Source organism: Photobacterium sp. 2_MG-2023 (assembly GCF_030547675.1).
Classification (GTDB): domain Bacteria; phylum Pseudomonadota; class Gammaproteobacteria; order Enterobacterales; family Vibrionaceae; genus Photobacterium; species Photobacterium arenosum.
Window position 1 is genome coordinate 20751 of record NZ_JAUOQQ010000036.1, and the last position, 15469, is coordinate 36219.

General features: G+C 50.0%; 11 protein-coding genes and 5 tRNA genes. 8 read left to right on the forward strand and 8 right to left on the reverse strand.

The features are described 5' to 3' along the window. Positions 1-12 precede the first annotated feature (12 nt). A complete protein-coding gene (locus Q4491_RS20375) occupies positions 13-1731 on the reverse strand; it encodes an ABC transporter ATP-binding protein (RefSeq protein WP_192016086.1) in 1719 nt (572 codons plus the stop codon). 454 nt (positions 1732-2185) lie between these two features. Between Q4491_RS20375 and Q4491_RS20380 the strand changes: the two genes are divergently transcribed. Next, on the forward strand, positions 2186-2473 hold the full coding sequence (locus Q4491_RS20380; protein WP_303460452.1) for a hypothetical protein: 288 nt from the start codon (positions 2186-2188) through the stop codon (positions 2471-2473). Between the two features lie 32 nt (positions 2474-2505). Here Q4491_RS20380 and Q4491_RS20385 read toward each other — a convergent pair. The 5 genes from Q4491_RS20385 to Q4491_RS20405 all read right to left on the reverse strand — a co-directional run bounded on the left by Q4491_RS20385 (position 2506) and on the right by Q4491_RS20405 (position 3222). Then, positions 2506-2582: transfer RNA gene (locus Q4491_RS20385), tRNA-Pro, on the reverse strand. Between the two features lie 44 nt (positions 2583-2626). Continuing rightward, a tRNA-His gene (locus Q4491_RS20390) sits at positions 2627-2702 on the reverse strand. A gap of 115 nt (positions 2703-2817) precedes the next feature. After that, a tRNA-Pro gene (locus Q4491_RS20395) sits at positions 2818-2894 on the reverse strand. Positions 2895-3028: 134 nt separating this feature from the next. Further along, positions 3029-3104 (reverse strand) — tRNA-His (locus Q4491_RS20400). A 41-nt stretch (positions 3105-3145) separates the two neighbouring features. Next, positions 3146-3222, reverse strand: a tRNA-Arg gene (locus Q4491_RS20405). A 295-nt stretch (positions 3223-3517) separates the two neighbouring features. Between Q4491_RS20405 and Q4491_RS20410 the strand changes: the two genes are divergently transcribed. After that, complete coding sequence (locus Q4491_RS20410) at positions 3518-3928, forward strand: cytochrome c5 family protein (RefSeq protein WP_161442241.1); 411 nt, start codon at positions 3518-3520, stop codon at positions 3926-3928. A 79-nt stretch (positions 3929-4007) separates the two neighbouring features. Here the strand turns inward: Q4491_RS20410 and rep are convergent, their stop codons facing one another. Further along, positions 4008-6026 (reverse strand): DNA helicase Rep, encoded by a 2019-nt coding sequence (gene rep / locus Q4491_RS20415; protein WP_192016087.1) that lies wholly within the window; start codon positions 6024-6026, stop codon positions 4008-4010. Between the two features lie 177 nt (positions 6027-6203). On the opposite strand from rep, the gene Q4491_RS20420 reads away from it, so the two are divergent. The 4 genes from Q4491_RS20420 (at position 6204) to Q4491_RS20435 (ending at position 11461) form a co-directional block, all read left to right on the forward strand. After that, positions 6204-6770, forward strand: coding sequence for a TetR/AcrR family transcriptional regulator (locus tag Q4491_RS20420; RefSeq protein ID WP_192016088.1), 567 nt, complete (start codon positions 6204-6206; stop codon positions 6768-6770). A gap of 34 nt (positions 6771-6804) precedes the next feature. Further along, positions 6805-7920: an efflux RND transporter periplasmic adaptor subunit gene (locus Q4491_RS20425; RefSeq protein ID WP_192016089.1), complete on the forward strand. Its 1116-nt coding sequence runs from the start codon at positions 6805-6807 to the stop codon at positions 7918-7920. A gap of 12 nt (positions 7921-7932) precedes the next feature. Further along, entirely contained in the window at positions 7933-11049 is a 3117-nt protein-coding gene (locus tag Q4491_RS20430; RefSeq protein ID WP_303460456.1) for a multidrug efflux RND transporter permease subunit, read from the forward strand. A gap of 154 nt (positions 11050-11203) precedes the next feature. Further along, positions 11204-11461 (forward strand): accessory factor UbiK family protein, encoded by a 258-nt coding sequence (locus tag Q4491_RS20435; RefSeq protein ID WP_192016091.1) that lies wholly within the window; start codon positions 11204-11206, stop codon positions 11459-11461. A gap of 73 nt (positions 11462-11534) precedes the next feature. Here the strand turns inward: Q4491_RS20435 and ilvC are convergent, their stop codons facing one another. Further along, a complete protein-coding gene (ilvC, locus tag Q4491_RS20440) occupies positions 11535-13019 on the reverse strand; it encodes a ketol-acid reductoisomerase (protein WP_218384598.1) in 1485 nt (494 codons plus the stop codon). Between the two features lie 131 nt (positions 13020-13150). Here ilvC and ilvY point away from each other — a divergent pair, with 131 nt between their 5' ends. After that, on the forward strand, positions 13151-14023 hold the full coding sequence (ilvY, locus tag Q4491_RS20445) for an HTH-type transcriptional activator IlvY (RefSeq protein WP_192016093.1): 873 nt from the start codon (positions 13151-13153) through the stop codon (positions 14021-14023). A gap of 10 nt (positions 14024-14033) precedes the next feature. Next, positions 14034-15242, forward strand: a complete 1209-nt coding sequence (locus Q4491_RS20450) for an NAD(P)-binding domain-containing protein (RefSeq protein WP_303460463.1) — start codon at positions 14034-14036, stop codon at positions 15240-15242. Positions 15243-15469 lie beyond the last annotated feature (227 nt).

Below are 15469 nucleotides of genomic sequence, written 5' to 3' on the forward strand. Positions count from 1 at the left end.
ACAGGTTCTGTATCAGGCCAGTTTCAGGCCTTCCTGACTCATTCCTTTGAATTCAGGCATCAAAGAAATCAATTGCTTGCTGTATTCGTGCTGCGGAGCCGTGAACAACTGCTCAGTCGGCGCCACTTCCAGCAAGGTGCCTTTCTGCATCACGCCGATGCGATCACACATCTGGCGGATAACCGGTAAATCGTGGCTGATAAACAGCATAGTCAGGTTCAATTCATCCTGCAGATCTTTCAGCAGATTAAGGATTTGTGCCTGAACCGACACATCCAGTGCCGAGGTCGGCTCATCACAAATCAGCAGACGGGGACGTGTTGCCAGAGCACGGGCGATAGAAATACGCTGACGCTGACCACCCGAAAATTCATGGGGATACTTCACGCCTGCGGCACGGCCCAGACCCACATGGTCGAGCAAGTCAGCGACGATCTGCCGCACCTGATTTTCACTGCCGGCCAGTTTATGAAAGCGAATTGGCTCAGCAATGATGTCGAAAATCTTCATCCGCGGGTTCATTGAGGAATACGGGTTCTGAAACACCATCTGCATCTGGCGACGCATAGGGCGGCGTTCGTTCTCGCTCTTGAGCGCCGTCAGATCTATACCTTCAAACACCACTTTGCCAGAATTGGGCGGATATAAACCGGCAATCACACGGGCAATGGTTGATTTGCCTGAACCTGATTCGCCAACCAGGCCAAAGGTTTCGCCTTCAAACACCTCAAAGCTGACATCGTTCGAGGCCTGCACATACTCACGGCGGCTTTCAAAGAAAGAATCTTTGGTCACAAAGCGCAGATTAACATTCTCGACCTGCAATAAAGCGCCCGTGTACTGACGTTCGTCCTGACTCTGGCCCAGCCAGTGATTTTTCACATCCAGCTGCGTGCTTTCACCGGCTTCTTCGATATAGCTCACCAAAGGGAAGCGAGCCAGTTTGATATCCGAACGCGGAACCGCAGAAATGAGGCTTTTGGTGTAAGGGTGATTAGGATGACCCAGCACCTGTTCCGTCGGACCGATTTCAACCAGATCACCACGGTACATCACAGCAACACGATCGGTGACATTGGAGACCACTCCCATATCGTGCGTTACCAGCATGCAGCCAACGTTTTTCTTCACGCATAATTCCCGAATCAGACTCAGAATCTGATCCTGGATCGACACATCCAGCGCTGTGGTCGGTTCATCGGCAATGATTAAATCAGGCTCACCAGCCAGGGCGATTGCAATCACCACACGCTGACGCATACCACCGGAAAATTGATGCGGATACTGCTTAATACGGATTTCCGGCTGAGGGATCCCAACTTGCTCCATCAGCTTAATAGCACGGCGAACCGCTTCTTCTTTGCCGAGATTCAAATTGGTAATAATGGTTTCCGTCAATTGACGCTCGACGGTATACAAAGGGTTCAGTGAAGTCATCGGATCCTGGAAAATAAAACCGATTTTTGCGCCACGCACTTTTCGCATTGCTTCTGGTTTTAAACCCGAGATTTTCTGACCGTCCAGGTAGACATCGCCGCTGGCAATATTGCCAGGAGGACTCAACAGATCGATTACGGCATTACCTACCGTCGATTTACCCGCCCCGGATTCCCCGACAACACCGACAATCTCACCGCGCTCTATGGTGAACGACAGCGATTTCACCGCAGCGTGGATACCGTGACGAGACGGGTACTCAATACGAAGGTTTTTAACTTCCAATAATGCCATGCTCAGACCTCAACAACCTGGCAGCGACTCTGCCTGTCTGCAAATGAATCCATTCCAATAAACCGATAAAAATATCGGCCACATAAAGTGCCATCAATCTGGCAAAGATTTCACTAAAAATCAACATTTCATACTATAAAACTGTGCTACCGCACAAAACCAGCATAAATAATCACTATAAACCAAGGTTAAAATTCACATAACCCATATAAACCATCTTAGATAAATCGCGGTAAAAACAGCAAAAATTAGCTAAAAATGCTCACTTTAAGCATTTATATTCACAACATTCATCCATGACCCTATGAATAAACCACCGCAAAAACAGGAACATTTTATTAACATAAAAAGATATTAGACCACTATAGATAATAGTATCAGTACATGAATCCACCCTAGCTATTCAACGCAGCATGAAAAGCCAGACAAGCAGACTGCTCCAGAGCGGGAAGTCATGAATAAACAGCGGAGAAACTCACAGCTTGTCGGCAACGTAACAGCTAACCCGGCTGAAAATGACAGTACAAAACACAAATATGCCCCCGATCCTGAGGTCAGTACGCCTCTGAATAGTAGCAGCGAAACCAAGGAGCATAAAAAAACCCGCTCAATGAGCGGGTCTTCAAATGTGGTCGGCGAAGAGGGAATGAACGCGGCGGGCCTCCGTGCAGCGGGCTTCCGCACCCGGCCCGATAGCCCTCCTCTGCTCCAGACAGAACCGGACAGTAAAATACAGGCATAAAAAAACCCGCTCAATGAGCGGGTCTTCAAAGGTGGTCGGTGAAGAGGGATTCGAACCCCCGACCCTCTGGTCCCAAACCAGATGCGCTACCAAACTGCGCTATTCACCGATTTTTTGCTTGTCATTCAACCATGCAGGTTGAAACACGATATATGGGGTGGCTAACGAGGCTTGAACTCGCGACAACCGGAATCACAATCCGGGACTCTACCAACTGAGCTATAGCCACCATTGTAACTTGGTCGGCGAAGAGGGATTGAACGCGGCGGATTTACACACCCGAGCAATACACTTCTTTTTTCCGAACCTGTAGGTTTGCTCACCGGGCAAACTTACCATAGAAGTGGTCGGTGAAGAGGGATTCGAACCCCCGACCCTCTGGTCCCAAACCAGATGCGCTACCAAACTGCGCTATTCACCGATAATTCTTTCTGTTGTTTTGAGTTTTGCGCCAGAGGGTCCCTCTGGTCCGCTATTCTCAAAAGCCGGAGATACACGACTTGCGCTATCTGCCGCTAAGTACCGAGCTTGTTACAAGCTCCATACCCAATTGTATGGGGTGGCTAACGAGACTTGAACTCGCGACAACCGGAATCACAATCCGGGACTCTACCAACTGAGCTATAGCCACCATAATTTACACGCCAACAGTGCCATCCTGACTTTCCGGAGTGGCGCGCCCGACAGGATTTGAACCTGTGACCTTTGGCTCCGGAGGCCAACGCTCTATCCAGCTGAGCTACGGGCGCCTTGCCCTATCGGCGGTGGTGAATATTACGGATCAGCATGCTTCTCGTCTAGTCTTTTTTGCAAAAAATTTTGTATTCGCTTTATTTATAACCATCTCTGGGTTGATTAGCGTCATACAAACAAAGCCGCTCTGTTTAATACCACTTCGTTAAGGGATATAATCATTGCGTTTTTTATCCAAAAACCACTGGTTAATAACTCACAGCTTTGTCCAATAATGTAATATTTACAATAATTTATACAAGAAAGCTGTGATATTCGAGCAAATAATCTGGGAGTGTTAAGGTGAGCTCAATGGAATTTTCTCTTCGACAACTAATGGTCGCTGCAGTCGCAACCGTCGCCATCAGCGGCTCAGCCGTAGCGGCAGATATGTCTGGCGAAGCGATCGCAGAACGCATCAAGCCTGTTGGCTCTGTATATAAGGAAGGCGATGCACCAGCCGCTACAGCCGCCGCTTCCGGCCCTCGCTCAGGCGATCAGGTATACGGCACTTTCTGTGTGGCTTGCCACAGCAGCGGTGTACTGGGCGCACCTAAGTCAGGTGATGCCGGTGACTGGGGACCGCGTATTGCTCAAGGTATGGATACGATGACCAATCATGCCATTAATGGTTTCAATGCCATGCCGGCGAAAGGCACCTGTATGGACTGCAGCGATGAAGAAATCGTGGCTGCGATCAACCATATGATCGAGGGGCTGTAATCCAGTCTCTCCCTTCAGATACCTGAAAAAAAGGTTAGCTATGATGGCTAACCTTTTTTATTTTCAGCGATTCGCTGAGTTATTTCTTCTTGAACATGGAGCGGAGATTGGCAATGTGTGCCTGACCCCGTTCCATTCGTTCTTCTGCCGTCACAGGTTTGCGCTCTGTTTCCCAATCCAGATCGTCCTGGGGCAATTCATAGAGAAAGCGGCTGGGCTCGGGTTTAAGCAACTCGCCATACTGCCGGCGTTCCTTGCATAAGGTAAAGGTCAGTGTTTTCTGCGCCCGGGTAATACCGACATACGCCAAACGTCGCTCTTCCTCCACATTGTCTTCATCAATGCTGGTCTGATGCGGCAAAATGCCCTCTTCGGCACCTATCAGGTAGACATGCGGAAATTCCAGCCCTTTGGAGGCATGCAGTGTCATAAGCTGAACCTGATCGGCATCCTCATCCTCTTCACCCCGCTCCATCATGTCACGCAATGTCATGCGCTGAACCACTTCTTTCAGGGTGCGGACTTCGTTATCGTAATTATCGCCTTCCAGATCTGCGGTGATCCAGCTGTATAAATCGGATACATTTTTCATCCGCATTTCTGCCGCTTTCGGGCTGGCGGAGGTTTCAAACAGCCAGTCCTCATAATGAATATCACGGATCATCTGCCGCACGGCCGCCACGGCATCGCCGCGCTCAGCGTTATCGGCCAGCTCAACTATCCAGCGCGTAAACTGGCGCAGGCTGTCCAGTCCTCGCCCTGAAAGATGCTGCTCCAGGCCAAGCTCAAAGCTGGCTTCAAACAAACTCTTGCCTCGCATATTGGCGTAGGTGCCCAGTTTCTCCAGGGTGACAGGGCCGATTTCCCGCCGCGGCGTATTGACGATACGCAAAAAAGCATTGTCATCATCCTGGTTGGTGAGCAAGCGCAGGTACGCCATGATGTCTTTGATCTCGGTACGGGAGAAGAAAGACGTGCCGCCAGAAATTTTGTAGGGGATCCGGTTTTGCATCAGGGCTTTTTCAAACAAACGTGACTGGTGGTTGCCGCGGTACAGAATCGCGTAATCTTTGTAGTCAGTATTGTTGAGAAAACGATGGGCAATCAGCTCTCCGACCACTTTTTCAGCTTCATGCTCTTCATTTTTAGCCGTCAGGACCTTGAGCATCTCGCCATCAGGAATTTCTGAAAACAGCGCTTTTTCAAACAAGTGCGGGTTATTGGCGATCAGAATGTTGGCGCTGCGCAATATCCGGCTGGTCGAACGATAGTTCTGCTCCAGCTTGATCACTTTAAGCGTCGGGAAGTCTTTATTAAGCAGCGCCAGATTTTCCGGCTGCGCACCACGCCAGGAATAGATAGACTGGTCGTCATCCCCGACCACAGTGAATTTTGACCTTTCGCCCACCAGCAACTTCACAAAGGCATACTGGCTGGTGTTGGTATCCTGATACTCATCCACCAGGAGGTAGCGGATCTTATTCTGCCAGCGCTGCCGCACCTCATCATTATCACGCAGCAAGAGTACAGGCATCAGAATCAAGTCATCAAAGTCCAGCGCGTTATAGGCTTTCATCTGACGCTGATATAACTCGTAGCAATGGGCAAACAGCTGGTCACGCTCACTTTGTGCATGCACTTTCGCCTGAGCGGGCGACATCATGGCGTTCTTCCAGTTTGAAATGGATGACAGCAGCATTTTAAGTAAGTCTTTGTCACCGTCGAGCTGATCTTCCGTCAACTCTTTGAGCAGTGCCATCTGATCCTGATCGTCAAACAACGAGAAACTCGCTTTCAGTCCCAGTACCTTGTACTCACGACGAATGATATTCAGGCCCAAGGTATGGAAAGTCGACACCATCAGCCCTTTGGCTTCCTGGCGGCCCAGGGTCTGCCCGACCCGCTCTTTCATTTCCCGCGCCGCTTTATTGGTAAATGTCAGCGCCGCAATATGACGGGCTTTGTAGTCACATTGTTGTACTAAGTAGGCGATTTTATTGGTGATGACCCGTGTTTTTCCTGAACCTGCACCAGCCAGAACCAGACACGGTCCAGCAACAAAACGTACCGCCTCATTTTGTCTCGGATTGAGTTTCATTCATTTGCCCTATGAGTCATGTTTTATTCAGCTGCCGCATTGTAACCTGTTCTCGTCTCGTGTCTATTTCAGACAATCCCCCGCGTTTTTCTCAGAAAAATAAAGGTAACAGATGAGTTGCATACTAATAAAGTATCCACAATAATGAATGAACGTTCATTCACTTTGTGATCAACAATGACTGACAAAAAAGAACGTATCTTGCAGGCAACCGAAGAATTGCTGGCAAAACATGGTTTTCACGGTCTGTCGATGAACATGGTGGCCAAAGAAGCCAGGGTCGCGACAGGGACCATCTATCGCTATTTCAGTGATAAAGATGACCTCCTGTTTCAGCTGCATGACCATATACTGACTATTGTCGCCAGGAAAATCACTCAGAACGTTTCCGATGTCATGCCCTTAGAACAGCAGTTCCGTACTATGTGGTTAAACATCTGGAATATGGCTACGAATAATGAAGCGCCGCTTATTAACCGTGGTCAGTTCGAAAACATGCCGCACCGAGGTAAGCAGTACAAGATAGCGTTAGAGCAAACGCTCTTTGCCCCTGTCCACAGGATGTTTGACACGGGTAAAGCTCAGGGGCTGTTTAAGCCTTTGGACAACGAGATATTAAGCGCACTCAGCCTTGAGCCCAGCGCCTGTCTGGCCCGCAAGCACCTGAGTGGTACTTTTACGGTAAGTGATGAAGCGCGGGATGCTGCCATTAAAGCTTGCTGGGATGCTGTAATTACACATTGAATTAGCATTAACTTAAGACTCCGGAGCAAAGATAATGAAAAAATGGGTAGCATGGATAGTCATGCTCATCATCGTTGCCGTGCTGTTTGGCACGCTTTTTACGTCCAAGTACTTTGAAATAAAAGGAAAGATGGCTTACTTCGCCAATATGCCTGAGCCGGATTATCCGGTGACTGTCGTAGAGGCAAAACCGACCAATTGGGTACCTGCGATTGAAGCGATTGGTTTCATTGAGCCTAATCAGGGTGTGACTGTCACCACAGAAGTCGCTGGCGTGATCAAGTCGCTGGAGTTCGATTCAGGCATGTCCGTGAAAAAAGGACAACGTCTGGTAGCGCTGGACTCAGATGTTGAAGTAGCCAACCTCAAGAGTTCCCAGGCTCGCCTGCCAGCCGCCAAAGCCAAGTTCATCCGCTATCAGGATCTGTACAAGAAAGGCTCTATCTCTAAGGAAGCTTTTGATGGCGCGCAAGCTGATTACTTCTCTTTGTCAGCCGATATTGAGAGCCTGAAAGCCACCATCGATCGTCGTATTATTAAAGCCCCGTTTGCCGGTGATGTCGGTCTGCGTAATGTGTTCCTGGGTGAATATATTCAGCCCGGCACTGACATAGTGCGTCTGGAAGATACGTCCCTGATGAAGCTGCGCTTCACCATTCCGCAAACCGATCTGTCTGACATCCACATCGGTCAGGAAGTTGATATCGCCGTCGATGCGTACCCGGATGCCAAATTCCAGGGCAAGATCAGCGCGATTGAGCCTGCGGTCAATTATCAGAGCGGCTTAATCCAGGTTCAGGCGGACATTCCGAACAATGCCGGCCGTCTGCGCAGCGGGATGTTTGCCCGCGCTAACATCATTCTGCCGACCCTGGAAAATCAGGTTGTGCTGCCGCAGTTTGCCATCACCTATACCCTGTATGGCGATAATGTGTATGTGCTGTACGAAGATGATGAAGGCGTCACCCGCGTCCGTCAGTCTGTGGTGAAAACCGGTGAACGTAAGCGCGATGTTATCCACGTTCTTGATGGCGTTAAACCGGGAGACCGTATTGTGACTACCGGCCAGGTGCGCCTGAGTAATGACGTCAAAGTCCGCATCGTAGAAAACGATGCCCTGAAAACCCCGGCTGAAACACCGATGCTGTGATTCGGAGGTTAAATGCGCTTTACTGACATATTCATAAAAAGGCCGGTGCTGGCAGTGGCAATCAGCATTCTGATTGCCCTGCTTGGTTTTCAGGCTATTTTCAAAATGCAGGTCCGGGAATATCCCGAGATGACCAATACCGTAGTCACTGTGACGACCAGTTATTACGGTGCCAGTGCCGATCTGATCCAGGGCTTTATTACTCAGCCGCTGGAGCAGGCCATCGCGCAGGCAGACAACATAGATTACATGACGTCGTCATCGGTACTGGGTTCATCGACAATTACCGTCAACATGAAACTCAATACCGATCCCAACGCGGCCCTGTCTGATGTACTGGCGAAGACCAACTCGGTGCGCTCTCAGCTTCCCCGTGAAGCGGAAGACCCGACTGTAACCATGTCGACCGGTTCTACCACGGCGGTGATGTACATCGGCTTTACCAGTGACGAGCTCAATTCCAGCCAGATTACCGATTACCTGGAGCGGGTATTCAACCCGCAGCTGTTTACAGTGAACGGCGTATCCAAAATCGACCTTTATGGCGGAATGAAATTTGCGCTGCGAGTATGGCTGGATCCGGCCAAGATGGCCGCATACAATCTGACAGCCAGCGACATCATGACTGTGCTGAACGCCAACAACTACCAGTCGGCAACGGGCCAGGCAACAGGTGAATTCGTGCTGTATAACGGCACGGCAGATACCCAGGTCAAAACCACAGATGAGCTGAAAAAGCTGATTGTCTCGACGCAGAAAGGTCAGGTGATCCGCTTAGGTGATATCGCCAAAGTCACCCGTGCGAAAAGCCACGACATTTACCGTGCAACAGCAAACGGACAGGAAGCCGTGGTCGCCGCCATCAATGCAGCGCCAAGTGCAAACCCTATCAATATTGCTGCCGATGTGCTGGATCTGCTGCCTGAAATTCAGCGCAACATGCCAAGCAATATCAAGATGAACGTCCTGTACGACTCTACGGTTGCGATTAACGAGTCCATTCAGGAAGTTATCAAAACCATAGGTGAAGCAGCACTGATTGTACTTGTGGTGATCACCCTGTTCCTGGGGTCGTTCCGCGCCGTACTGATCCCTATCATCACCATTCCGCTGTCACTGATTGGGGTGGCCATGGTAATGCAGGCCTTCGGCTTCTCCTGGAATCTGATGACACTGCTCGCCATGGTGCTGGCTATCGGTCTGGTGGTCGATGATGCCATCGTGGTACTGGAAAACGTCGACCGTCATATCAAACTGGGCGAGTCACCGTTCCGGGCAGCGATTATCGGTACCCGGGAAATCGCGGTGCCTGTTATCGCCATGACCCTGACGCTGGGCGCGGTATACGCACCTATTGCACTGATGGGGGGGATTACAGGCTCGCTGTTTAAAGAGTTCGCCCTGACGCTGGCCGGGTCGGTCTTTATCTCAGGGATAATCGCGCTGACACTGTCGCCGATGATGTGTTCTAAGATCCTGAAAGCACACGATAAGCCAAACCGCTTTGAAGATACCGTGCACAGTGTGCTGGATCGCATGACCAACCGCTATGAAAAAATGCTGACCACAGTGATGAAATCACGCCCTGTGGTGATAGTGTTTGCGGTCATTGTCTTTGCTATGCTGCCGGTTCTGTTCAAGTTCATCCCCAGTGAACTGGCACCGGCAGAAGATAAAGGCGTGCTGATGATGATGGGTACCGGTCCGTCTACCGCCAACCTGGACTACATCGAAAATTCCATGAGTGAAGTGAACGAAATGCTGAGCAATCAGCCTGAAGTGGCTTTTGCTCAGGTATTCTCAGGTGTACCGCAGTCCAATCAGGCATTCGGTATCGCTTCCATGGTGCCATGGAGTCAGCGCGAAGCCAGTCAGGCGGAAGTGGTTGGCCGTGTTACTACACTGGTTAACGATGTGCCTGGTATGGCGGTAACCGCTTTCCAGATGCCTGAGCTGCCAGGTGCGGGGTCAGGTCTGCCCATTCAGTTTGTCATTACCACGCCGAACAACTTTGAAAGCCTGTTCCAGGTGGCCGGTTCTATTCTGGATGATGTGGCGAAGAATCCGATGTTTGTGTATTCGGACTTGGATCTCAACTTCGACTCCGCCACCATGAAAATCAGCATAGACAAAGACAAAGCCGGGGCTTATGGCGTCACTATGCAGGATATCGGCATCACTCTGAGTACCATGATGGCCGACGGTTATGTCAACCGCATCGACCTCAATGGCCGCTCTTACGAGGTGATTCCGCAGGTAGAGCGTAAGTACCGCCTGAACCCTGAATCGCTGAACGCCTTCTATGTTCGCGCGGCTGATGGTAATTCAGTGCCACTGGGAAGCCTGGTCACTATCGATGTCGTGGCTGAACCCCGCGCGCTGCCGCACTTCAACCAGCTAAACTCGGCAACCATAGGTGTGGTGCCTATGCCGGGTACTGCCATGGGTGATGCCATCGAATGGTTCCGTACCGAAGCCGTCAGCCAGCTACCCTCTGGTTATCAGTACGACTTTATGGGTGAAGCTCGCCAGTACGTAACCGAAGGTAATGCACTGTTTGCGACTTTCGGTCTGGCACTGGCGGTGATTTTCCTGGTGCTGGCTATCCAGTTCGAATCGCTGCGCGATCCTATGGTTATCATGGTGTCGGTACCTCTGGCTATTTGTGGCGCTCTGGTATCGCTGGCCTGGGGAGCGGCTTCGATGAACATCTACTCGCAAGTGGGTTTAATCACCCTGATTGGTCTGATCACCAAGCACGGGATTCTGATCTGTGAAGTCGCAAAAGAAGAGCAGCTCAATCACCAGAAAGACAAAATGTCTGCAGTAATGGAAGCGGCCAAGGTGCGTCTGCGACCGATTCTGATGACCACGGCGGCTATGATTGCCGGTCTGGTTCCTCTGCTGTACGCCACCGGGGCCGGTGCTGCCCAGCGCTTCAGTATTGGTATCGTTATCGTATCCGGCCTGGCGATAGGCACCCTCTTTACCCTGTTTGTACTGCCGGTGATCTACACCTACCTGGCCAGTACCCACAAGCCACTACCGGTTTTTGTGGAGGACAAAGAGCTGGAAAAGTTAAAACGGGCTGACGAAGCGAAACAAGCGCTGAAAGCCCGGGAAAGTTAAAGACCCACTTTCCATTCGATTCAGGCCGCGCAAGCGGCCTTTTTTTCAGCCCACCCAGCCCAATCTGGCCAAGGATTCCTGCCTGTGGCAGAAAAATTTGGTGTACACTAACGGCTAAAAGTATCCCATTAACCTCATGGAGTTAAACCCGCGTATGTTTGATCCAAAGAAACTTGAGCAGGTTGCCAGGCAAATTCAGGAAGCCATGCCTCAACCGGTCAAAGCACTTGGTCAGGATGTGGAACAGAAAGTGCGCCAAACCATTCAGGCACAACTGAGTAAACTGGATGTGGTGAATCGCGAAGAGTTTGATGTGCAGACTCAGGTCCTGCTGCGCACACGGCAAAAGCTGAACGAGCTGGAACAAAAGGTTGCCCAGCTGGAAGCTATGCTGGCAGATAAGTCCGAATAGTATATCTCAGAACAGACATGAAAAAGCCCGGCACATTTTGCCGGGCTTTTTACTAACCAGGAAGGATGTTTACTTAGTCGCCTACAGCGATACGCTTCATATCTGTCATATAACCACGCAGTTCGTGACCAATCTGCTCTACAGGGTGATTACGCAGCGCTTCGTTCACATCAATCAGCTGCTGGTTATCAACATGGTTGCCTGTAGCAACCAGACCTTTACCAATAACATCTGTATTCACTTTTGGCATGAACTTTTCGCGCAGCAATGGCGTAGCCACGTTCGCGAACAGGTAGTTACCATATTCTGCAGTATCAGAGATAACCACGTTCATCTCATACAGACGCTTACGGGCGACAGTGTTGGCAATCAGAGGCAGCTCATGCAAAGACTCATAGTAAGCCGACTCTTCGATAATGCCTGAGGCTGTCATGGCTTCAAACGCCAGCTCAACACCGGCACGTACCATGGCCACCATCAGAATACCGTTATCAAAGTATTCCTGCTCAGCGATTTTTGCATCGGTTTGCGGGTAGTTTTCAAACGCCGTTTCCGCCGTTTCGGCACGCCAGCCCAGCAGTTCCGCATCATCGTTCGCCCAGTCGGCCATCATAGTCCGTGAGAATTCACCTGTAATGATGTCATCCATGTGCTTGTTATACAGCGGACGCATCAGATCTTTCAGCTCTTCAGACAGCTCAAATGCTTTGATCTTAGCCGGGTTTGTCAGACGATCCATCATATGCGTGATGCCACCAAACTTCAGCGCTTCGGTAATGGTTTCCCAGCCGAATTGCAGCAGTTTACCGGCATAGCCAGGCTCGACGCCTTCAGCAATCATCTTCTCGTAACACACGATTGAGCCCGCCTGCAGCATGCCACACAGAATCGTCTGCTCACCCATCAGGTCAGATTTCACTTCAGCAACGAATGATGACTCCAGCACACCGGCACGGTGGCCACCCGTTGCTGCCGCCCAGGCTTTCGCAATTTCCAGGCCTTCACCTTGCGGGTCATTTTCCGGGTGGACGGCGATCAGCGTTGGTACACCAAAGCCACGCTTGTATTCTTCACGTACTTCAGTACCCGGACACTTAGGAGCTACCATCACAACCGTGATATCCGGACGAATCTGCATCCCTTCTTCAACAATGTTGAAGCCGTGCGAGTAACCCAGAGCAGCACCTTGCTTCATTAACGGCATGACAGTTGTCACAACATCGGTGTGCTGTTTATCAGGTGTCAGGTTGACAACCAGATCGGCCTGAGGGATCAATTGTTCATAGCTACCCACTTCAAAACCATTGTCTTTCGCATTTCGGAAAGAAGCACGCTGCTCATCAATCGCAGCCTGGCGCAGTGCATAGGCAACATTCAGACCTGAGTCACGCATGTTCAGACCCTGATTCAGGCCCTGTGCACCACAACCTACGATAACCACCTTCTTACCTTTCAGGTAATCCGCTTCCTGAGCAAACTCGCTGCGATCCATAAAACGGCAACGGCCCAGTTGATCTAATTGCTGACGTAAATTTAAGGTATTGAAATAGTTAGCCATAACAAGTTACTCCGTGAATTCTAATCCTTGGTCGGCACTTCACTGCCGAATAACCTGATAGTAGATCAGGCTTGATGTTGTCTAAAGTGATATATTCACAACATCATATTGCAAATGGTGCAACATAAACCATGAACATAAAATCACTCCAACTCTTTCTTCATCTGTGTAACAGCAAGAATTTTAGTCAGACAGCACAGAAGATGCACATCAGCCCGTCCGCGCTCAGCCGGCTTATTCAGCGGCTGGAACAGGAACTGTCTCAGCCCCTTTTCATTCGCGACAACCGCAGTGTGGAACTGACCACGTCAGGCCGTAAACTGCTACCGGTTGCCAGCCGCATTGTTGCCGAATGGCAACAACTGCAGCAAGAGCTGACTGAACAGGATCAAATGCTCAAAGGTAAACTCACCCTGTTCTGCTCGGTCACTGCCAGCTACAGCCACCTCCCCAATGTCCTGAATCAGTTCAGGCAACATTACCCCCAGGTGGAAATTCAGCTGGTTACCGGCGATCCGGCTCAAGCCGTGAATAAAGTCCTGCACGATGAAGCCGACTTTGCGATTACTGCCCTGCCAGCCAACTTACCCAATAAACTCACTTTCATTTATTTGGGTAATGTCTCAATGTCGTTAATCAGTCCATTAATCACTTCACCCGGTCTTCAGGCGCTGCTTTCACCGGACATTCAGTGGGACAAACTTCCCTTCATTCTGCCTGAGTATGGAACTGCAAGAGAAAATGCTGACAAGTGGATGAAATCACAAAAAATAAAACCCAACATTTATGCTCAAGTTGCTGGGCATGAAGCTATTGTTAGTATGGTAGCATTGGGATGTGGTATCGGAATTGCGCCAGATATCGTTATAGAAAACAGCCCGATTCGCGATCAGATTCAAAAGCTGCCAGCAGCAGCAGTCGAACCATTAACATTGGGATTGTGTTGCAAACAAAGTCGACAGCAAGAGCCTCTTTTTCAGGCGTTGCTGACGTTATTCAAATAGCAGGCCGGTTATGACGTCAACGCATACTTTAACGCACAGCTACTACTCCGCTTTCTATGCAGAAAAAGGTTATCGATTTTTAGAACAGATTGCGCAAACTCATTCGATGCCGAGAAACCTTGTTGTTTTCTCTGTCATGCATTGCTATGAAGGCTCTCTGCCGTATCTCAACGTACTGTGTAAACTTGCTGACCACGTCATTTTCATCCCTAAGCAAGCGACTTTTTGCAACAATGGCACACTGCTAAATACCATCCAGTCCATTCCAAACTGTGATGTCGTCGAGCCCGGCTTTGACAAAATCGCGTTAAGAGATCCTGTGCGTTGCTTGGATCTTATTCAGCAATACACTCAGGAGGGACAGGCTTTTCTGATCCTTGATCACGGTGGCTATTTTTCTCAAGGCGTTGAAGCCATCTTTGAGGCATATGATGAGCAATGCGTGGGGATTGCTGAATTAACCGCAAATGGCATCGCCAAGTATCGCAACCGACATTTAATCAAACCCTTAGTATCGGTGGCTCATCTGAGCATCAAGACCCCAGCCGACTACGAAGCTTCTGAGTGTATCGTCCATTACACTGATCAAATCCTGCGCGAGGCATTTGGCCTGAAATTGAACAACCTCGGTTTTCTCACTATCGGGGTGATAGGTAGTGGTAATCTGGGCCGGGGTATCTGTAAGTCACTACAAGGTAAAGGTATCCATGATATCTATGTCAGTGATCAGGATCCCAGACAACTTACCGCTTTACCCAGAAATGGCATTCAGGTCTGCTCAACCGAAACCATGCTAGAACACTGTAATCTCATTTTCTGCTGCACCGGAAATGGCGCGCTTCACTCTGCGCACATCCAGTCCAGACGCGAAAACTTGTTCATAGCCACTGTCACCTCTGCCGACGACGAGCTCAATTTACCCGAGTTAGTGCAGCAAGGGACGTTGCAGTATGTGGGAGGGAATAAACTGGTCACAGAATATCAAAATCGGCATGGCGCCAGTATTTACCTCATTGCCGGTGGGGAGTCTGCGAACACTCCCTTCAAAACAGGTATGGGTGATCCCACTTTGTACCTGTTTGAGGCCGCACATTTACTGGCAGGTCTGCATCTTGGCAGTCAGTCACATAGCTATGCGGCAGGTATTCAGGCTTTATCCGCACAAGATGAAATTTTTATTGCTGAGCAATGGTTGCGTTATTTCTACAGCTACACATAACAAACACTGTTTCATGACAGCGATGCAGAAAAATCCCAGTCTGTTGTCGGGAACGCCTCGCCTGAGACCCTCATAAGTGACGAGTAATCAGAGGCCATACAAACGCCAGACAGCAAAAAACCCAGCCATTGCTGACTGGGTTTCTCTAAGAAGTGGCGGAGCGGACGGGACTCGAACCCGCGACCCCCGGCGTGACAGGCCGGTATTCTAACCAACTGAACTACCGC